The organism is Cereibacter sphaeroides 2.4.1 (genome assembly GCF_000012905.2).
GTDB classification, from domain to species: Bacteria; Pseudomonadota; Alphaproteobacteria; order Rhodobacterales; family Rhodobacteraceae; genus Cereibacter_A; species Cereibacter_A sphaeroides.
Window position 1 is genome coordinate 1,732,172 of the sequence record NC_007493.2, and the last position, 18,311, is coordinate 1,750,482.

General features: G+C 72.7%; 19 protein-coding genes. 8 read left to right on the top strand and 11 right to left on the bottom strand.

What is annotated here, in order from left to right; all coding sequences use genetic code 11:
• Positions 1-80: 80 nt before the first annotated feature.
• Together RSP_RS08360 and RSP_RS22225 are read right to left on the bottom strand one after the other, a co-directional pair.
• A complete protein-coding gene (locus tag RSP_RS08360; RefSeq protein WP_011337937.1) occupies positions 81-2,582 on the bottom strand; it encodes a sensor domain-containing protein in 2,502 nt (833 codons plus the stop codon).
• A 46-nt stretch (positions 2,583-2,628) separates the two neighbouring features.
• Positions 2,629-2,802, bottom strand: a complete 174-nt coding sequence (locus RSP_RS22225) for a hypothetical protein (protein WP_002720173.1) — start codon at positions 2,800-2,802, stop codon at positions 2,629-2,631.
• Between the two features lie 251 nt (positions 2,803-3,053).
• Here RSP_RS22225 and RSP_RS08365 point away from each other — a divergent pair, with 251 nt between their 5' ends.
• Positions 3,054-3,872 (top strand): hypothetical protein, encoded by an 819-nt coding sequence (locus tag RSP_RS08365; RefSeq protein ID WP_002720174.1) that lies wholly within the window; start codon positions 3,054-3,056, stop codon positions 3,870-3,872.
• 135 nt (positions 3,873-4,007) lie between these two features.
• Here RSP_RS08365 and RSP_RS08370 read toward each other — a convergent pair whose 3' ends face one another.
• The 3 genes from RSP_RS08370 to flhA are packed head-to-tail and all read right to left on the bottom strand — an operon-like array spanning position 4,008 to position 7,855.
• Positions 4,008-4,727 (bottom strand): sigma-70 family RNA polymerase sigma factor, encoded by a 720-nt coding sequence (locus RSP_RS08370; protein WP_002720175.1) that lies wholly within the window; start codon positions 4,725-4,727, stop codon positions 4,008-4,010.
• Complete coding sequence (locus RSP_RS08375; protein WP_011337938.1) at positions 4,724-5,737, bottom strand: hypothetical protein; 1,014 nt, start codon at positions 5,735-5,737, stop codon at positions 4,724-4,726. The genes RSP_RS08370 and RSP_RS08375 overlap by 4 nt, the downstream gene beginning before the upstream one ends.
• 3 nt (positions 5,738-5,740) lie before the next feature.
• Positions 5,741-7,855, bottom strand: a complete 2,115-nt coding sequence (gene flhA / locus RSP_RS08380) for a flagellar biosynthesis protein FlhA (protein WP_011337939.1) — start codon at positions 7,853-7,855, stop codon at positions 5,741-5,743.
• Positions 7,856-8,042: 187 nt separating this feature from the next.
• On the opposite strand from flhA, the gene flgP reads away from it, so the two are divergent.
• The 5 genes from flgP to RSP_RS08405 are packed head-to-tail and all read left to right on the top strand — an operon-like array spanning position 8,043 to position 11,059.
• A complete protein-coding gene (gene flgP / locus RSP_RS08385) occupies positions 8,043-8,576 on the top strand; it encodes a flagellar assembly lipoprotein FlgP (RefSeq protein WP_017140233.1) in 534 nt (177 codons plus the stop codon).
• Entirely contained in the window at positions 8,573-9,658 is a 1,086-nt protein-coding gene (locus RSP_RS08390) for a flagellar assembly protein T N-terminal domain-containing protein (RefSeq protein ID WP_011337941.1), read from the top strand. The genes flgP and RSP_RS08390 overlap by 4 nt, the downstream gene beginning before the upstream one ends.
• Positions 9,655-10,323: a flagellar basal body P-ring formation chaperone FlgA gene (gene flgA / locus RSP_RS08395; protein WP_011337942.1), complete on the top strand. Its 669-nt coding sequence runs from the start codon at positions 9,655-9,657 to the stop codon at positions 10,321-10,323. Before RSP_RS08390 ends, flgA begins: the two co-directional genes overlap by 4 nt.
• A 36-nt stretch (positions 10,324-10,359) precedes the next feature.
• On the top strand, positions 10,360-10,659 hold the full coding sequence (gene flgM, locus RSP_RS08400; protein WP_002720181.1) for a flagellar biosynthesis anti-sigma factor FlgM: 300 nt from the start codon (positions 10,360-10,362) through the stop codon (positions 10,657-10,659).
• A gap of 28 nt (positions 10,660-10,687) precedes the next feature.
• Positions 10,688-11,059 (top strand): hypothetical protein, encoded by a 372-nt coding sequence (locus RSP_RS08405; protein WP_002720182.1) that lies wholly within the window; start codon positions 10,688-10,690, stop codon positions 11,057-11,059.
• An 18-nt stretch (positions 11,060-11,077) separates the two neighbouring features.
• Here the strand turns inward: RSP_RS08405 and RSP_RS08410 are convergent, their stop codons facing one another.
• Both RSP_RS08410 and RSP_RS08415 read right to left on the bottom strand, forming a co-directional pair.
• Entirely contained in the window at positions 11,078-11,710 is a 633-nt protein-coding gene (locus tag RSP_RS08410; RefSeq protein WP_002720183.1) for an SEL1-like repeat protein, read from the bottom strand.
• A complete protein-coding gene (locus RSP_RS08415; protein WP_002720184.1) occupies positions 11,707-12,102 on the bottom strand; it encodes a hypothetical protein in 396 nt (131 codons plus the stop codon). Before RSP_RS08415 ends, RSP_RS08410 begins: the two co-directional genes overlap by 4 nt.
• Positions 12,103-12,268: 166 nt before the next feature.
• On the opposite strand from RSP_RS08415, the gene RSP_RS08420 reads away from it, so the two are divergent.
• Both RSP_RS08420 and RSP_RS08425 read left to right on the top strand, forming a co-directional pair.
• Entirely contained in the window at positions 12,269-12,754 is a 486-nt protein-coding gene (locus tag RSP_RS08420) for a hypothetical protein (RefSeq protein ID WP_011337945.1), read from the top strand.
• Between the two features lie 53 nt (positions 12,755-12,807).
• Complete coding sequence (locus RSP_RS08425; RefSeq protein ID WP_011337946.1) at positions 12,808-12,996, top strand: hypothetical protein; 189 nt, start codon at positions 12,808-12,810, stop codon at positions 12,994-12,996.
• 327 nt (positions 12,997-13,323) lie between these two features.
• Here RSP_RS08425 and RSP_RS08430 read toward each other — a convergent pair whose 3' ends face one another.
• The 4 genes from RSP_RS08430 to RSP_RS08445 form a co-directional block, all read right to left on the bottom strand.
• A complete protein-coding gene (locus RSP_RS08430; RefSeq protein ID WP_011337947.1) occupies positions 13,324-13,641 on the bottom strand; it encodes a hypothetical protein in 318 nt (105 codons plus the stop codon).
• Positions 13,638-14,018 carry a flagellar export chaperone FliS gene (locus tag RSP_RS08435; RefSeq protein WP_011337948.1) on the bottom strand — a complete coding sequence of 127 codons (381 nt, stop codon included), beginning with the start codon at positions 14,016-14,018 and terminating at the stop codon, positions 13,638-13,640. The genes RSP_RS08430 and RSP_RS08435 overlap by 4 nt, the downstream gene beginning before the upstream one ends.
• Before the next feature lie 283 nt (positions 14,019-14,301).
• Positions 14,302-14,883, bottom strand: coding sequence for a hypothetical protein (locus tag RSP_RS08440; RefSeq protein WP_011337949.1), 582 nt, complete (start codon positions 14,881-14,883; stop codon positions 14,302-14,304).
• A 137-nt stretch (positions 14,884-15,020) separates the two neighbouring features.
• Positions 15,021-18,308 (bottom strand): chemotaxis protein CheW, encoded by a 3,288-nt coding sequence (locus RSP_RS08445; RefSeq protein WP_011337950.1) that lies wholly within the window; start codon positions 18,306-18,308, stop codon positions 15,021-15,023.
• Positions 18,309-18,311: the final 3 nt, after the last annotated feature.

The window sequence follows — 18,311 nt, forward strand, 5'->3', positions numbered from 1 at the left end:
GAACCGGCCTGCCGGATCAGGGCAGGCCCGGTCCCGCCCGGGTCTTCCACAGGAGCCGGCAGCCGGGATGCCCGTCCCCGTCAGGTCGCGGCGTCCCCCGTCGCCGGCTGTATCCTGCGCTTGGGCAGGCAGCCGGAGATGAAGCTTGCGATCCCGGGGGCAGGCAGCGGGCGCGAGAAGAAATAGCCCTGCGCCTCGTCCACCCCCTCGGCGATGGCGCAATCGAGCTGCGCCTGCGTCTCCACCCCCTCGACGGTGGTGCGCATGTCGAGGCTGCGTCCGAGCCCGGCCACCGCCTTCAGGATGGCCAGCGCCTCGCGCGCGTCGGGAAGGTCGCGGATGAAGGAGCGATCCACCTTGATCTTGTCGAAGGGGAAGCTGCGCAGATAGCCCAGCGACGAGTAGCCGGTGCCGAAATCGTCCATCACGATCTTCGCCCCCAGCGCCCGGAGATCCTGCAGCACGCCGATGTTCCGGTCGGTGGGGTCGAGCAACACGGATTCGGTGATCTCGAGCTGGAGCCGCTCGGGCGGCAGGCCCGAGGCGCGCAGCGCCGAGGCCACCTGATCGACCAGCGCCCCGCCATGGAACTGGAGCGGCGACAGGTTGACCGCCACCGACACGCTGTCCGGCCATCGGGCGGCCTGAGCGCAGGCCTCGTGCAGCACCCAGTCGCCCATGTCGCCGATGAGCCCCGCCTCTTCCGCAAGCGGGATGAACTGGTCGGGCGTGATCCAGCCCGCCCCCTTGCGATGCCAGCGCATCAGCGCCTCGCAGGCCGTGACCTGCCCGTCGCGCAACCCGATCAGCGGCTGGTAGAAGACCGAGAGTTCGCCCAGACCCAGCGCAGCCCGGAGCGCCGCCTTCATCTTCTGCCGGCTCTGAAGATGGGTGTCGGTCGCCTCGTCGAAGACACGGAAGGTGCCGCGTCCCGCCTGCTTGGCCGCATAGAGCGCCACATCGGCGTAGCGCATGATCTCCTCGGCGCTGTCGCCGTGCCCGCGGGCAAAGGCGATGCCCACGCTGGCGCCCACTTCGGGCACCGCACCCTCGAGATCGAAGGGCTTCGAGATGGCCGCGATCAGGCGGCGGGCCAGATCGCAGGCCTCCTGCTCGGAGCGGATCGGCGTCTGGATCACGGCAAACTCGTCCCCGCCCAGCCGCGCCACCGTGTCGGTGCTGCGCACCGAGGTGCGCAGCCGGTTGGCGACTTCGCACAGCACCTGATCGCCCACCGGGTGGCCGCGGGTGTCGTTCACCGTCTTGAACCCGTCGAGATCGAGCATCAGCACGGCAACCGACCGCTCCGGCGCGAGGCTCGCCACCGCCTCCTGATAGCAGTCGCCGAAATAATGCCGGTTGGGCAGGCCCGTCAGCATGTCGTGGCGCGCCATGTGAAAGACCTGGAGCTGCGCCATCACCCGGTCATCCTCGGCCTGACGGCGGGCGCTGATGTCGACGCAGCAGCCGATATAGCCGATGAAGGTGCCGTCGGCGAGGAGGCGGGGGTGACCCACGTCGATGACCCAGCACCACCCGCCATCCTTCCGTCGGATACGGAACTCGTTCGTGTAGGCGATGCGCCGGCGCATCGCCTCCCGCGTGATCGCCGCCGTGGCATCGCGGTCATCGGGATGAACGGCATCGATCCAGCCCGTCCCCAGAGCCTCGTCCAGCGACTGGCCGGTGGCACCGAGCCAGCTGCGGCTGACGAAGACGTTCCGCCCCTCGGTGTCCGTCACCCAGATCATCACCGGCGCATCGTCGGCGAAGGCGCGGAAGCGCGCTTCGCTCTCGCGCAGCTGCTCGACGGTGGTGCGCCTTTCGTGCACATCCTCGATGATGCCGAACCAGCGGTCCACCCGCTGATCCTGATCCCTCGGCCGGGCCACGATGCGCGCCCGGAACCAGCGGTAGGCACCGTCCGGCATCTGCAGCCGGTGCTCGGCATCGAAGGACTGCCCCCCCCGGACGGAGCGGATCCAGGCCCGTCGCAGGTCGCGCCGGTCGCAGGGATGCATCGCGGCCCACCAGGCATCGACATGCCGCGTGCCCGCAGGCAGCCCGGTGATCGCGACCAGCCGGTCGGAGAGATCCGAGAGCACCCCGTCGGCGGTGAAGCTGAAGGGCGCCACCGGATGCAGCTCGAGCAGATTGCGCAGATGTGCCTCGCGCTGGCGCAGAACGCCTTCGGTCTCGCGCAGATCGGTGATCTCGAAGAAGGTCACCACCAGATGCTCGCCCGCCGGGCGGCGGGAGACGAGGAAGCGGCGGACGCCACGCGGACCCGGCATCTCCTGCTCGGCCGAGACCGAGCCCCGGCGCATGGCCTCGGCATCGAAGGAGGCGATCTGCTCGGCCTGCGTGCCCGCCACCAGCTCATGCTCGGCACCGCCGGCGAGACCGCTGCGATCCCGACCGAGCAGGTCGCAGGCCGCGCGATTGGCGAAGATGACCTGACCTTGCGCGTTCTTGATGAGAACCGGATGGGCCACGCCATCGAAGAAGGCGATCCAGCACTCGCCGGACACCGGACCGGGTTGCCTGATCAGACGATGGCGCAGGCTTTGCATCTCCGTCATCCGAGGCACCTAAGAATGAAATCGAATCGAACCGAGGAAGTCCGCGTCAGAAGATCAGCATGCCGATCGCCACCCAGAAGGCGCCGCCGCACAGCACCGAGGGAAGCAGCCACCATCCCGAGGGCAGTCGGTTCTCTGGCTCGGGGATCTCGTCGGCTTCGGGCGGCGCGGTGGCCGCCAGAACGGGATAGGGGGCGCTGAAGGCAAGGCTGTCGCTCATGCTGGTCTCTCACTTGGGGGCGGCGGCCGTCTGTCGCGACCTCCACCGATATTAGGGCAAGCGGCCGCCCGGGCTCGGCGACAGGCGGATGCTCTGTTACGACAATAAGTATGGAGACCCCTTCCAAGGCCTTAACGGCCCTCAGCCGCCGCCGGCTTTTTTGCGTCCGGAGCCGCGGCAGGCTGCAGGCCGGCCTAAACCGCGTCGAGGATCGTCCGTTACCGTGCTGAGCAGCCAAGACGGAGGACCCCGTGACCGAGAGAATCGCCCCTGCCCCTACCTTCGCCGAGACGGCGCTGCCCCGGGCCGTGGCGCAGCGGATGCTCGCCCTCATCGACGCGCTCGGCGAATATGACGGGCGGCCGGCCTCGCACGCGCTCACGGGCATCCTGCGGCTGGCGGCGGGCCAGGCGCCCACCCTCGCCGAGCGCACGAGCCTGCAGATCGCGGGCCTGATCGAGCTGGATCACGGTCATCCCGTCCTGACCCCCGAGGGGCAGGCGGTGCTGGCCTGCGAGACGGAGAGCCAGCCCCAGCCGATGCTGCCCGAGCCGCAGCCCGAAGAGCCCGCCGCAGGCCCCGCCCCCTTCGCGCGTCTGAAGATCGGCGGCGCGGTCTACGAGATCGCGGGCTGGCCCGCCAGCGACGCGCTGGCCTTCCGCACCGAGCCCACCGCCGACTGGTGCGGGCTCGACGCCGACCTGGCGGCCGGCTGGTCCGAGATCGCGGCCGAGATCCTGCAGCGCACGCGGAACGCGCTCGAGGATTATGTGCGGATGCACATGATCCGGCGCCGCGAGGAGGAGGATCCGGCGGGCGGCAACGGCTTCGACCTCTACGGGATCGGCTGGGAAGTGCGCGAGGCGGGAGCAGCGCTTCTGCTGCGGCTGGACGGCGAGGCCGAGTGGCAGACGGTGCCCGCCCCGGCCCTCGCCCATGCGGCGGGCTTCCGCGAACGCGCGGCGGCCGCACTGGTGGCGCAGGTGCGCGACCTGCGCGAGCGGATCGGCGAGGATGTCCATGCCTGGGCGAAACGGCTCGCCGCAGGGGCGCTGGTCGAGCCGGTCTGACCCGCTTCGGGACACCCTGCCATTCGCGAAGCGTGAATGGCAGGGGCACGCCCCTCCGTCCGTCCTCGCGCCTGTGGAGGCGGCAGCCGCGGGTGTCCCGCGCGCCCGCGATGCTCGGATGGCAGGCGCGGACCTTCAGACCTCGCCCTGCAGGGCGTCGATCAGGCCCCGCAGCCGCTCGATGGCGGCCTTCTTGATCTGCGACACCCGGCCGGTCGTGACGCCGAGGATCTCGCCCACCTCATAAACGTTCAACTCCTCGACGAAGATGAGCTGCAGCAGCAGGGCCTCGCGTTCCGGCATCCTGCCCAGGGCCTGCCGCAGGAGCCCGCGCATCTGGCTGGCCTGCAGACGATCCTCGGCCGAGGGATCGTGGCCTTCGAACAGCGCGGACTGGTCGTCGTAGACCTCGTCCAGCGAGGCGGTCTGGCTGCCTGCGAACTGCGCGAGCCAGTCCTGATATTCGCCCACCGGCATCGACAGCTCGGCCGCCACCTCCGGCGTCTCGGGCGCGCGCATGAGCCGGCCCTCGAGACGCTGGACCGCGGCCTTGACCTTCTGCTGCATGAGGATCGTCGTACGGCACAGCGCCGAGTTCGAGCGCAGGAAATCCATGATCGAGCCGCGGATGCGGATGGCGGCATAGGCGGCGAAGCTCACGCCCTCGCGCGGCTCGTAGCGGCGGCTTGCATCCACGAGGCCCATGTAGCCCACCTGGATCAGGTCGTCGATCTCGACCTTGCGGCCGATCCGCGCGTGCAGGTTCCAGGCGATGCGCCGCACGAGGTCCATGTGGGCGCGCACCAGCCGCTCGGGCGTCTGGGTCTGCTCGGCATATCCGCGTGCATGGATCATGGCTCTTCCTCCTCTTGCGGGCGCGCCCATTCCCCGGCCCAGAGGCCCAGCCGGTCGCGATCCATGCGCCGCAGCGCGTCCACCACCCCCGCCCCGCCGCTCTCCCAGCCGAGGCGGAGGCCCGTCCCGGCCAGCGCCGCAAGCTCTGCCTCCTCCGGCGTCCAGAGATCGGTGCGCGTGAGGCAGACGCGCGTGCCGGCCGGCGCCACCGCCCACCGCGCGAGCGCGCGCGGCGCAAGGCCCGCGGGCAGCGCGAGCACCACCTCCGCCCCCGCCTCCATCAGCGCCCCGAGGAGCTCGGGCCCGGCATCGGGACGGCAGGAAAGATCCACGATCTCCGGCCGCAGCGGATCGGGCTCCTCGGCCAGCGCCAGATCGAGATCGGCGAGGGGCGGGCGGTCGAGCGGCAGCGCCAGAAGCCGCGTCCAGTGCCGGAGCCGCGCATCCACCGCCTCCGTCCCGAGGCGCGGGGCGAGGATCAGGGGCTCCACCCCCGGCCGCTCTTCCATCGCAAGGGCCGCAAAGCGCAGCGCGAGCAGCGTCTTGCCCGCCCCCGGCAGCCCCGCGATCACGAGGCGGGCGGGAATTCGCGGCGGCGCGTCCGGAAGAAGCCGGCAGGCCAGCGCCTCGAACCCGTGGGACGCCTCGGACCCCGGCCGGGGCGGGAGCCAGCTGCGCTCGGCCACCAGCGGAGCCCCCGTCAGGCGCTTGCGGTCCTCGAGCAGTTCGCCGAAGCTCTGCGCCCGCGGCACCGCCCGCAGGGGCGCCGCCTCGTCCTGCGGTGGGACGGTCAGGCCCGTGAGCGTCAACCGCCGCGGCGCGGGATCGGCCTCAGGCGGCTCCGGCTCGGCCGGGCGCACCGGAGGGGGCGGCAGGTCGCGCGCGGCGCGGATCTCGATCAGCCCGTCGCGCTGGCGGGTGGAGAGGATATAGGCCTCGGGCCCGAGGCGGCGGAGCACCTCCTCCATGGCCTGCTGGCTGTCGGGCGCGCGGACGGTCAGGATGCCCATGGTCTACCTCGCCGCCCCCGGCGGCAGCGCGGGCGCGCCGCCGACCGTGCCCAGCACCTCGACGCGGCGGGCCTCGGGCAGCTCGCCCATGCCGATCACCACCGCATCGGGCAGATGCGGGCGCACGAAGGCCGCGAAGGCGCGCCGGAGCGGCTGGGCCACGATCACCGCGGCCTGCTTGCCCTGTCCCGAGGCGGTCTCGAGCCGCTCGGAAAGCGCCGTCAGCAGCGACTGCGCCAGACCGTTGTCCACCAGAAGCATCTCGTCGCCCTGCCGGCGCGAGCGCAGCAGGAGCTGCTCGAGATCTGGCTCGAGCGTGATCAGCGGCAGCGGCTGGCTGACCGAGCCCATCTGCTGCAGGAGGAGCGGGACGAGCGCCGGACGCAGCGCCTCGGCCATGTCGGCAGGCTGCAGGCTCCGCCCGGCCAGATCGGACAGACCCTCGAGGATGCGCCGCATGTCCGAGACCGGGATCCGGTCGGCCAGCAGCGCCTTGAGCACCGCCGTCAGGACGTGAAGCGGAACGAGCTTCGGCACCACCGACTGCACCAGGGTGGGCGCTGTGCGGGCGAGGTTGTCCACCAGCCCCTGCACGTCGTCCTGCCCGATCAGCTGCGCCGCGTGCTTGACGAGGATCTGGCTCAGATGGGTCGCGATCACCGACTCGGGCTCGACCACCACATGATCGTCCGCCTCGGCCTCGGCCACCTGATGCGGCAGGATCCACGAGGCCTCGAGACCGAAACTCGGATCGCGCACCGCGATCCCGTTCAGCTTGCGCCGCGAGGCGCCGCCGGGCAGCGCGAGCTTGCGGTCGGGATAGACCGTGTCCTCGGCGAGGATCGCCTGCCCCACCCGGATCCGATACTGGTTCGGCGCGAGGCCCAGATCGTCGCGGATGCGCACGCCCGGCACCACGAAGCCGAGCGCCTTCGACACGTCGCGCCGGATCGCCGTGATCCGCGCCACCAGCGCCCCGCCGTTGTCGCCCGCAAGCGGGATGAGCCCGTAGCCGATCTGAAGCGAGATGGGCGCGTAATCGGTCACATCCTCGGTGGTGATCGCCTCGGGCCCGGGTGCCGCCCCCGCCTCAACCGCGGGCTGCGCCCCCCCGGCCGCAGCCGTGCCCTTCGCCCCCGCCCCCTCGCGCGCGAAGGCGACCCAGGCCATGGCAGCGGCAGCGGCCCCGCCCAAGAGGAACAGCAGGTTGGGCATCCCGGGCGTGAGCCCGAGGATCAGCATGACCGCCGCCACCGGCACCCAGGCCCGGCCGATGCCCATCTGCTTGCCGATCAGCACGCTCATGTCCGTGGTCGAGGAGACGCGCGTGACGATGATCGCCGTCGCGATCGACAGGAGGAGCGAGGGGATCTGCGCCACGAGCCCGTCGCCGATCGAGAGCAGCACATAGGTCTCGGCCGCCTGCATCACCCCCAGCCCGTGCTGGAGCGTGCCGATGATGATGCCGCCCACGATGTTGATGATGAGGATCAGGATCCCCGCCATCGCATCGCCCTTCACGAATTTCGAGGCCCCGTCCATGGCGCCGTAGAAATCCGCTTCGGCGGCCACGTCCGCGCGGCGCTCGCGTGCCTCGTCGGGGTTCAGGAGGCCCGCGTTCAGGTCGGCATCGATGGCCATCTGCTTGCCGGGCATCGCGTCGAGCGTGAAGCGCGCGGACACCTCGGACACCCGCCCCGCACCCTTGGTGATGACGACGAGGTTGATGATGACGAGGATCGCGAAGACGAAGGCGCCCACGACGAAATTGCCGCCGATCACGAACGAGCCGAAGGCCTCGATGACCTTGCCCGCCGCATCGTGGCCCGTATGGCCGTGGCTCAGCACGATCCGCGTCGAGGCCACGTTCAGCGCCAGCCGCAGCACCGTCGCCACCAGCAGGATGCTCGGGAAGCTCGAGAAATCGAGCGGCCGGAAGGTGTGCAGCGCCACCATCAGGATCACGAGCGACAACAGGATGTTGCCCACGAAGAAGAGGTCGAGCAGCGCCACCGGCAGCGGCAGCACCATCATCGCGACCACGGCGAGGATGCCCAGCGGCAGCGTCATGCCGCCGAGCCGCGCGCCCCAGCCATCGCGGGCAGCGACGGCGCTCATCCGTGAAACTCGGAGGCAGGGGAAGACGGCATCGGGCTCACTCGCTGGATCGTTGCTGCGCCTCCCGCTGCAAGCGCCGTGCCAGCGGCGGCGGGCCCGGCCCTGTCCGCCCCCGAGGCAGGACCCCGCGGTTCTGGCACGGCGCTTGCACCCCGCTGGCCGAGACCTGCGCCCGAGGAGGCCCGCCATGCCCGTCCGTCCGCCCTCCGTCCGCCTTGCCGGACTGGTCCTGCCGATGCTCGCAGCCTGCGCGCCGGGGCCGCGCGCGGTCGATGCGCTGCCCGCCGACGCGGGCCCCCGCGTGGCCGAGCTTGCGCGGATGAAGGATGCCAACGACAGGCTCGACGGGCGGAGCGCAGGCCGAAGCGCGGGCCTCATCGCGGTGACGCCGAAGCCGCTCGTGACCGGCATCGGATTTGCCGCCGTCGCGGGCCAGCCGGGTCACACGCTGAACGAGCGCCGCCTGATAGCCATCCGCGCCGCCAAGATCGAGGCGATGCGCGATCTGGCCGAGCAGGTGCATGGCCTCCGTCTCGATGCGCGCACCACAGTGCGCGATGCGGTGGCGGTGGACGACCAGATCGCGGGCGCGGTCGCGGGCACCATCCGGGGCGCGCGGCTCGTGCGCGTCACGCCGAAGGGCAGCGACAGCTACGAGGTCGAGCTCGCCCTCGACGCCGATGCGGTGGGCTATATCGTGAAGGCGGCACGGCAGCGGTGAGACGGCTTCTCCTCCTCCTCCTCGCGCTCCTCCTCGCGCCTCTGGCCGCCTCGGCCGACAGCCCCGCCGTCCGGGTCGAGGCCGAGGGCTTCGCCATGGTCGCGGGCCCCGGAGACCGCGATGCCGCCCGCCGCCGCGCCGTGTCCGACGCGCTGCTCGCCGCGGCCCTTGCGGCCGGGGCGGATGTCTCGGGCCACACGGCCGTCAACCGCGGCATCGTCACCTCCGACGTGGCCATCGTGCGCAGCGTGGGCCGGATCCTGCGCCACCGGATCCTCTCCGAGACGCTGAGCGGCGCCACCTGGCGCGTGCGGATCGAGGCGCTGGTGGGCGAAGGGCCGGGGCCGCTCTGCCCGGTGCGCACGCTGATCGTCACCGCCTACCCCGCCACCCTCGCCGTCGATCCGCATGCGCCCGCATGGTCGGGCGAGCTGGCCCGGACCATCGCGGAGCGGCTGGTCGAGCGGCTGGCCCTCCATCCGGCGGCCTCCCTCTCCCGCGTGGCCGAGCGGCGGCCCACGCGCCTCGGGCGCGGCGGCGAGGCCTTCGACTACCAGAGCCTCACGCAGGGCTCGGTGCGCCTGCCCGCCAACGGCCACGGCTTCCTGCCCACCATCCGCCTCCGCCGCGTGGCCGGCCCGCGCCTCGAGCTCGCGCTCGAGCTGAAGCTGGTGGCCGCCGACGGCACGGCCTCGGTGCAGCAGTTCGTCCGCCGCGTGCCCCTGCCCCGGCCCTCGCTTCTGGGAGACCTCTCGGTCCTCGTCCAGCCGCAGCGCGAGGCGCTGGCTTCGGCGCTGCTCGAAGGCTCCGACCGGGCGCTCGACGCGCTCTTCGACCGCGCGGGCTGCGAGCCCGCCTCGGCGCGGCTCGTGGCGGCGGGGGGCCTTCTCGAGGTGCCGGTGGGACAGGCCAACGGCCTCACGCCGGGCAGCCTCGCCTTCACCGCGGACGGCGGCTCGACCGAGATCCTCGAGATCGTGGCGCTCCGGTCCGGGTCGGCACGGCTCCGGCCGCTCGATCCCACGCGCCCGCCCGCCGCCTTCGCCGGCCGCCGCGTGCAGTTCGTGGAGACCGGCCGGTGAGCGTGCGTCTGCTTCCGCTTCTCCTCCTGCTGGCCGCACCGGCCGCGGCGCAGGGCCTTTCCGGCGCCGAGACCGCGGCGCTGGTCGCCGCCGCGATGGCACGCGCGGGCGTGCCGGGCGCGCCGCCGGTGCCGGTGCGCGCCCTGCCGCCCTGCAGCCACACGCCCCATGTGGAGGCGCTGAACGGCAGCTGGAGCACGGCCGAACTGCGCTGCGACGCCCCCGCCTGGAAGCGCGCCCTGCGCACCTCCGCGCCCGCCTCCCCTGCGCCCCGCGCACCCGACGCGGCGGACGCGGCCTTTGCGGGGGTCGCGCTCATCCGCCCCCTCGCCCGCGGCAGCGTGATCGCGGCCGAGGATCTGGCGTCGGGGCCAGAGTCCGCGCGCTGGCACGCCGATCTGATCGGACGCCGCCTGAAGGTCGCGCTCGCCCCGGGCCAGCCGGTCCTGCCCCGCCATCTCGAGCCCGACTGGCTGGTGACCCGCGGCGGCCCCGTGGCGCTGCGCGTCGCGGCCGGCCCGATCGAGGTGCTGGCCCCGGCCGAAGCTCTCGAGGATGGCGCGCTCGGCGATCTCGTCGAGGTGCGCAACCTCTCCAGCGGCGCCACCCTGCGCGCCACCGTCACCGCGCGCAATTTGGCCGAGGTTCGGCCTAACATGCGCTGAAGTTGGGCCGTTACGAGAGGCATGAAGGAGGGTCACATGGTCGAATCCGTCGTCCCCACACCCGGTCCAAGCCGCCTCGAACGCCTGAAGGACACCCAGACACGGGTGGACCGATCCCTTGCGGGGGCCGCCACGGGCTCCGCCAGGGCGTCGGGAGAAACGGTCGAGCTGAGTGCCGCCGCCCTGGCCACGCCGGAGGAGCTGCGCTCGGGTCCGCCCGTCGATCTCGAACTGGTGCAGAAGATCAAGGACGCGATCGCCGAAGGGAAATATCCCGTCGACCTCGAACGCATCACCGATGCGCTCTTTGCGGACTATCTCGATCTGAAGCTCTGAGACCTCGAACACCGGAGCATCTCCTGGCATGAGCCCCCTTCTCGTCCTATCCCTCGCGCTGCCCGCCGCCGCGGCCGGCGCCCTGGCCTACGTCCTGATGCGCAGGCATCGCGCCGGGGCGCCCGCCGCGCCCCCGGCGCTCGAAGAGCAGCTGGCCGCCCTCGAACAGAGGATCTCCGACCGGCTGCACGACATGGACTGGCGCCATGCCTCGGTGCTCGACCGGATCAGCGCGACGACCGACAGCCTGCAGTCCGACATCGACTGGCTCACCGGCGAGCGGATGATCGAACAGGCGATCCAGCTCGCCCGGAAGGGCGCGGAGCCCGAGGCCATCGCAGGCGAAGTGGGGCTCGAGCTGGAGGAAGCCCGCGCCATCGCACGCCTGCGCCGGCACTGACCCGGCGCCATGCCGCCGTCAGCCTGCGGCGGCGCAGGCCACGGCCGGGTGGCTCGCCGCCCGGCACCATTCCGCAAAAGCCGCAAGCGCGCCGTCCTGCACCGCGAACCGGTCCGGCTCGGGCACTTCCGCCAGCGCCGCATCGCGCGCGCCCTGCGCCTCGGGCAGCCCGAGGGCAGCCGCGATGGCGAGCCATTCATAGGCGCGCTTCGCATCCGGCTCGGGCCGCAGTTGCAGCAGGACGCGCGCGAGGCCGAACATGGCCCGCGCGTCGCCCGCGGCGATCCCCGGCGCCAGCACCCTCTCCAGCCGCTCCGCAAGATCGGCGCGCGCCTCGTCGGGCAGCGCGGCCGTCAGGCGCTGCGACAGCGCCTCGGCCCGCGGGATGCCCGCGATCTGCGCCCGCCACGCCCAGTAGAGCGCCTCGCGCGGGTTCTGCGGCAGGCCCGCCCCCTCGGCATAGAGAAGCGCGAGGTTGAACTGCGCCTCGGCCTCGCCCGCCTCGGCCAGGGTCTTGAACAGCACCGCCGCCCGCCCCGCATCGCCCGCGCGGAAGGCGGCGATCGCCGCGTCGAACGGATCGGCCCCGGTCTCGGACGCGGTCGCCGCACCCACGCTCAGCGCGAGGCAGAGGAGCGCCGCCCCCCTCATTTCCCCGCCTTCATCACGAGCTGCAGATAGAGCATCCGCTGCTTCGGCCGCAGAGGCCCCTTCTGCTCGTAGACAACAAGGCGCGGCCGCGCATGGCCCTCGATCTCGAAGGCGATGGTGATGGTCTCGGGCAGGAAGACGTCATAGGCCGCAAGCGTCGCCACCGGATCGGCGGCGAACCGGTCGCGGAAGATCGGGTCGATCCAGATCCGCGCCAGCGCCCGGCCAAGGATGTCGGGCAGATACCGCTCGACCTGCGCCCGGTTCTTCAGCCGCGTCTCGGTGCGCACGAGGTCGAAGGCGTCGGCATCGTCGCCCTCGCGCACCGGCCGCGGCCCGGCGGGCAGCCGCCTGGCCAGCGGCGCGAGCACCTGCGGCAGGTTCAGTCTCATCCGTCTCCCCTTCGCGAACGGAAAGCGCCGGCGGGCGGGCCTCCTCCCTGCCTGCAACGGCGCGCGGGCAGGGATTGTTAGCCAAGGGCCCCCGCCTTCCGCAGGGGATCCCTCTCGTTCGGGCGGGATGCGGGCCGAGGCCGCTCCGGCGTAGGATGGCCGGATCATGACCAGCCGCGCCTCTTCCCGCCTCCTGTTCTCGCTTGGCCTGGCGCTGCCGCTCGGGCTCTTCGGCGCGGGCCTCGCCCGGCTCCTCGACCGGCCGCCGGTCTCTCTCCTGCCGCCCGCCCCGGTTGAGGAGGCGGGCCCCCGGCGGCCGGAGGGGCCGCTCACCTACCTGCCGCTGCCCGCGCCGATCCATGCCACCATCCGCGGCGGCCGGCGGCAACTGACGATCCAGGCGAGCTTCGCGGTGGAGACCGGCCAGATCGGCCTTGCGGAAATGGCCTCGATGCTGAAGACCGACCTGCCCCTCCTGACGGTGGAGCTGGCCGAGGCGCTGCGCGCCTGCGACGAGGCCCAGCCCTCGCTCGACGCCTTCCGCCGGGCGCTGCCCAACGCGCTGCGGGCCGCTGTCAATGCGCGCTATGGAACCCCGGAGGCGCCCGAGCCGGTGTTCGAGGCGCTTCTCACCGATTTCCTCGTGAACTGACCGGCCCGGCACGGAGCTTGCAGGCGGCCCGCGCCATCTTCGGGAGAAAGCCCATGTCCATCGAGCTTCAGCAGTCCGCTCCAGCCTTCCGCCGCCCGCCGCCGGTCCCCGAGGCCGTGGGGGCGCCGCTCGAGGGGCTGATGGTCGAGACGGTCCATTTCGACGAGGACGGCCGCGAGGCGCGCCGCACCCGCCGCCCGCTGCACGCCCTCCTCGCCCCCCTGCGCCTCAGGCGGGCCTGACCGCCCGCAGGACGGCCGCGGCCCGGCTCTTCTCGTTCAGGGCGTTCGCGGGGAGACGGCGCGACTGTCAGAGGATCTCCTCCGGCGGCAGGGCCGGCCGTTTGCAGCCGTAGGAAAAGGGCGCCGTGGGATCTCTTCCGGCGCCCCTCGCGCCATCGGCCCCGCCGTAAGCACGGCAGAGCCGTTCACTGTGGAGCGCCCCGGGATCTTCTTCGGCGCCCTCAGTGCTGCGCCGTGTCCGGCTTACCCCTCGCACCCACACCGGCGCGGCGGAGCCGTTGCGGCCAAGCGCCGAGGGATCTTCCTAGCGCTCTGCCGGGGTCCGGCTCAGGCCCCGGCCCTGCCGTAGGCGTGGCGGAGCCGCTGGGTGCGGTGCGCCGCGGCCTCGGCCTCCGCGCCCTGCCGGTCGAGCCAGCCCTGCGCTGCCCGCACCGCGTCGAGCGCTTCGGAGAGCGCGTCGCGTGTCGCCTCCCTGAGGGCGCCCCACCCGTGCGGGGCGGGCAACTCCTCGGCGAGCGCCCGCAGATCGGCCTCGCGCGCCAGCAGAAGATCCACGTCCCCCCGCTCCATGGCGCGCCTCAGCGCGGCGGAGGCCGCCGCCAGACCGAGGCAGAGCGCGCGCGGATCGGGGGCTCCGGGTCTCACGGCCGGGGGCCGATCTGTTCCCAGGCCTCGAGGATGGCGCTGATATGGCCGGCGGCGTCCGTGAGCTGCCCATGCTCGCGCCGGAAGGCCGAAGCCACCTGAAGGCGGCAGAATTCATAGACCCGGAAGAGGTTGTCGGCGATCTCGCCGCCCTTCTCGAAATCGAGGCTGCTCTGCAGGATGTAGATCGCGGTGAAGGCGCGGTTCAGATGCTGGTCGGGATAGGATCCGCCCGCCTCGGCCGCCGCGGCCAGCGCGCGCAGCGACCGCTCCAGTTCGCGCAGCGTGACGAGCACGATCTGATGAGGGTCCTCGACCGCCTGGAAGTCCACGGTTTCGGTGCGGCGGTAGCGTGCCCGCGCATCGGCGAAAGTCATCCCTGTCTCCTTCCGGGTAGCGGCTGGTGCTGCAAGAGAAACGACCGGGAGGCTGCGCGTTTTAGGGGTAAGCGCCGGAGTTTCCTCGCGGAGGGAGGGAAAAGCCCGGCGGAAGGGGCAGAGTTGCCGGCTGTCAACTCCGGCGACGCCCGGAGCGTGAAACCGGACCCGGGGGCGAGGTCGCGGCGCAGGGACTGCAAGGACGGAGAGGCCTCCCGCACGCGCGGGGGCCGCCGGCTGGAGCCCGTGGCGAGGCCCGGACTTCCGGGACCGCCGGCGCCGGTCAGGCGGCGTGGGCGAAGAGGGAGGCCCCTTGCGCGGAGGGCGCCGGGCGGCGGAAGAGCGAGCAGACCGGGGCGCCCACGTCCGAACGGGCCGAAGCTGCCAGACGCTGCTCGCGCCGCAGGCGACGAAGCTCGGCCAGCGCCGCACGGATCTCGGAGCCGGGGCTGCCGCGCGGGATGCGGAGGTCGTGGTCGGGCGCCTCGAGGAGGCCGCGGCCCCCGTCCAGCAGCACCACGATGAGGCGCGGGTTGTCGAGCTTCATGAGGGCCACCTGCTCCCATTCGGCGGCCGCCGCGCCTGCGGCACCGGGCCAGGAGATCACGACCGCGTCCGGCCGCCGGTCGGCCGGCATCCGGCGCCCGTCGAGAGCCACCGACGCCACCGAGGCGCCCATGGCACGCAGCGCCCCGCCCAGCGCATCGCTCGCCGCATCGCCGATCATCCCCAGCCGGAGGCCCGCAAGCACCCGGGCGGACCGCGACGGCAGGGCCTGACGCAGGCTGTCCGCCGCCTCCCCCAGGACGCGGAGGCCGGGAACCGCCAGAGACGCGGCAGACGGACGGGCAACGGCGCGGGACATGGGGCAAGCCTCTTTCTCACTGGTGTACCGGAAGTCTGCCCCCTGCCGCGGCGGCCGGCAATCGCCATGCGCGGGGCCGATACGGATGCCCCCGGCCTTCTTTCCTTGGGGAGAGGCGCTACATCCCTTGGAACGGGTCAGCCGGCTTCGGCAGGCAGCGGCGGGCAGATCCGAATGGCCGAAAGCACCATGCCGACGTCGCCGCCTGCGAGCAGCGCGAGACCCGTCAGATGCGTGAGCCGCGCCAGCACGCCGCGCAGCGGCCGGAGCAGCACGAGCTGCTGGCCCACCAGCTCGTCGACCGGGATCGCCACCGACCGGGGCCCGGTGCCCAGCACCACATAGACCCGGCGCGAGGCGGGCCAGGGCCGCTCGCGGTGGCCTTCCTGCGGGTGGCCGCGCAGGGAATGGATCGCCACGATCTCGGTCTCGCTCAGCCGCAGGACGCGCTGCCCGCCGGCGGCCGAGATCGTCATGGCGGCGGCGGCATCGGCCTGAAGGATGGTGCGGATCGACTCGACGGGCAGGACATAGCGCATCCCGTCGACGCCCACGACCATCCCTTCCAGCACCACCATCGACAGCGGCAGCCCGAGATGGAAGCGCATCCCGCCGCCGGGCAGCGGCACCGAGCGGAGCGCGCCGCCCGCCTGCCCCACCTCGGCTGCGAGATCGGCGAGCGCCGGGCTGTCGGGCTCCGGCGCGCCATCGTCCTGCACAAGGACCGTCACGCGCTCTTCGTCGCGCCAGAGGCTCACATGGAGCGTCCCCGGTGCGCCCCGATCCTGATCGAGGCGCAGGGCCACGAGCCCGCGCAGGAAGCCGCGCAGCCGTTCGAGCAGCGCCAGATCGAGCGCGAGCTCGTCGCCGGAGGTGGTCAGGCACACCTCGCGGCGGCGGCGGCGGGCGAGCGTCTCGGCGAAGGTGCGCAGCGGCCGCAGCACGGTGCTGGCCGGACGCGCGCGCTGCGTCACCGTCTCTTCCTGCAGCGCCGCGAGCTGGGCGGTGAGCTGGGTGCCCGCCTGCACGATCTCCTGCAGCCGCGCGCCATGCGCCTCGAGGAGCGCGCGCACCGGCCCGCGGGCCGCGGCCCAGTCGCCTGCCGCCTGCCGCACCAGCGCCTCGGTCGCTTCGGCGAGATCCGCCTCGGCCAGCTCGGTCAGAAGATGCTGCACCATGGCCTGATTGGCCGAGATCTCGCCGATGGTCTCGAGCATCTCGGGCGTGATCGCCGCCCCCTGCGCCAGCGGCGCCTCGCCCGGCGCCTCCACCGGGGCGGGCTCGTCCTGCCGGGGACGGAGCGCCTGCGTGAGCGAGAGCCGCCGGCCCGACGGATCCATCCGCACCAGCGCCTCGATCAGGTCCGCCTCGCCGAGCCGCGAGGAGATCAGGAAATCGAAGAGCGTCTCGGTGCCGCGGAACACGGTCACGTTGGTGATCGAGCGCGCCTGATCGCCGCTCAGCCAGTCGAGGAAGGCCTCGGCGGTGCGGTCGTCGCTGTTGATGTCGGTGCGGACGATGTAGAACTGCTGGCCCTTCTCCATCTCCTCCACGGCCGCGCGCACGCTTTCGGGCGAGAGCACACGGTGGAAATCGGCCGGCAGGCCCAGCCGCCGCTCGATGGCGCCCGCCGTCACCAGCCCGTCCGACACGAAGCAGACGTTCGCCGCCTCCTCGAACAGCCGGTCGAGCACCTCCATCGCGGGCGTCTCGCCCTGCGCCAGCGCCTCGAAGGCCAGCTCGATCGTCTCGATGAAGCCGCGGGCGATATGGACGAGCATCGCATCGGGAATGGCGCCCTTGGCCTCGGCCCGGCCGAAGAGATCGACGAGCGACATGGCCAGCTGCGCCGCCGCGTCCAGCGCATGATGGGCGCAGGCGTGGTGGACGCACCGCATGAGGCGTTCGAAGCGGCCGAAGGTCTCGGCGAGCGGGGCGGACCGGAAGGCGTTCAGCGTGGCATCGAGCGCGGCCAGCGTCTCGGCCGCCTCTGCGGCGCACAGACGACGCAACAGACCGACCGGGCTCACGCCCGCGGCGACGGCCGCCTCGGGCATCAGCGCCTCGACCGCCGCAAGTTCCTCGTAGAGCCGGAGCCGGGCGCTGCCGAAGGGCTCGGCCCCTTCGGCCGCGGCCAGCGCCTGCGCGGCCTCGGCCACGCGGACATAGCCCTGAGCGAGGGCCGCCTGCCCGAGCGGATCCGCGGCGGCTTCGCGCTCCGCAGGCCCGGGCCGCTCGCCGGTGGCCAGGCGCAGGCCCAGCCGGCCAACCTCGGCCAGAGGCCCGGCAATGGCCGCAAAGAAGGGTTTTTCCTCCACCTGCGGCGTCGGCGCGGGCTCGTCTCCCAGAGACTCGAGCTCGAAGACGAGGGCCGCAAGCCGCTCGGGACCCTGACTGTCGGAGAGGAAGGCCGCGAGCGCCGCCTCCCAGTCCTCGAGACCCATCTGCCGGGCGGCGTGGCAGAGCCCGTCCGCCTCGGCGCGCGCGCCCTGTGCCGCGGCGCCGGGATCGGTCGCGAAGGCGTCGATCTGGGCCCGGAAGCGGGTGAGCGCGGCGGTCGCCATGTCGCGGAAGATCGCGCGATAGACGGGATCGTCGGCCAGACGCGCGGCCGGGCGCGCGGGCTCGGCGGCCGGAGGGACCGGCGTCTCAGCCGGGCCGGCCTCCGGTGGAGACCCGGCCGGGGCATGCCCCTCTCCGGCCGGTCCGCCGCCCGCCTCGAGCGGCACCTCCGCCGCCTCGCCGGTGTCGGGGAGGGCACTGTCGTCCAGAAGATCGAGAATGTCCGCAACCGACGGGAACGCCTTCCCGGCCACCGGCAGAACCTCGGCGGCAGCGGCTGGCGCCCCTGTCTCCGGGCTGCCCTCCCACGCCGCGGAAGGCTCCGCCGCCGAGGTGGCTGCGGCACCCGTCTCCGTCGGAGCGGCCCCCGCCTCCGTCGCGGCGGCCCTCTCTTCCGCCGTAGCGGCATCCACCTCTACCGGAGCAGCATCCGCCTCCGCAGTGGCGGCCCCTGCCCCGCTGCAGCGGGCGATCTTGGACCGGAGCTGATCCATCAGCGTTTCCGAGCCCGTGCCTTCCACATCGGCCCGGCTTGCGGCCGTCTCCTCCAGCATCGCGCGCAGCGTGTCGGAGGCGAAGAGCAGGATCTCGACGATCTCGCCGTCCATCGGCACGCCCGCGTCGCGCACGAGGCCGATCAGATCCTCGCAGAGATGCGCCCGGCTCTCGACGACCGACAGGCCCAGCACCCGCGAGTTGCCCTTGAACGTATGCACCGCCCGGAAGAGCGGCCCCACATGGGCGGCGGCATCCTCGCCCGCCTGAAGCGCCAGAAGGGAGGCCTCCATCGCATTGAGCGCCTGTGCCCCATCGTCGGCATAGAGCGCCCAGATCTCGTCCATCTCGTCGAATGCGTCGGACATGGG

Coding starts and splice junctions, on each gene's coding strand:
- RSP_RS08360 (WP_011337937.1), bottom strand. CDS start 2,582: ATGACGGAGATGCAAAGCCTGCGCCATCGTCTGATCAGGCAACCCGGT.
- RSP_RS22225 (WP_002720173.1), bottom strand. CDS start 2,802: ATGAGCGACAGCCTTGCCTTCAGCGCCCCCTATCCCGTTCTGGCGGCC.
- RSP_RS08370 (WP_002720175.1), bottom strand. CDS start 4,727: ATGATCCATGCACGCGGATATGCCGAGCAGACCCAGACGCCCGAGCGG.
- RSP_RS08375 (WP_011337938.1), bottom strand. CDS start 5,737: ATGGGCATCCTGACCGTCCGCGCGCCCGACAGCCAGCAGGCCATGGAG.
- flhA (WP_011337939.1), bottom strand. CDS start 7,855: ATGAGCGCCGTCGCTGCCCGCGATGGCTGGGGCGCGCGGCTCGGCGGC.
- flgP (WP_017140233.1), top strand. CDS start 8,043: ATGCCCGTCCGTCCGCCCTCCGTCCGCCTTGCCGGACTGGTCCTGCCG.
- flgM (WP_002720181.1), top strand. CDS start 10,360: ATGGTCGAATCCGTCGTCCCCACACCCGGTCCAAGCCGCCTCGAACGC.
- RSP_RS08405 (WP_002720182.1), top strand. CDS start 10,688: ATGAGCCCCCTTCTCGTCCTATCCCTCGCGCTGCCCGCCGCCGCGGCC.
- RSP_RS08410 (WP_002720183.1), bottom strand. CDS start 11,710: ATGAGGGGGGCGGCGCTCCTCTGCCTCGCGCTGAGCGTGGGTGCGGCG.
- RSP_RS08415 (WP_002720184.1), bottom strand. CDS start 12,102: ATGAGACTGAACCTGCCGCAGGTGCTCGCGCCGCTGGCCAGGCGGCTG.
- RSP_RS08420 (WP_011337945.1), top strand. CDS start 12,269: ATGACCAGCCGCGCCTCTTCCCGCCTCCTGTTCTCGCTTGGCCTGGCG.
- RSP_RS08425 (WP_011337946.1), top strand. CDS start 12,808: ATGTCCATCGAGCTTCAGCAGTCCGCTCCAGCCTTCCGCCGCCCGCCG.
- RSP_RS08435 (WP_011337948.1), bottom strand. CDS start 14,018: ATGACTTTCGCCGATGCGCGGGCACGCTACCGCCGCACCGAAACCGTG.
- RSP_RS08440 (WP_011337949.1), bottom strand. CDS start 14,883: ATGTCCCGCGCCGTTGCCCGTCCGTCTGCCGCGTCTCTGGCGGTTCCC.
- RSP_RS08445 (WP_011337950.1), bottom strand. CDS start 18,308: ATGTCCGACGCATTCGACGAGATGGACGAGATCTGGGCGCTCTATGCC.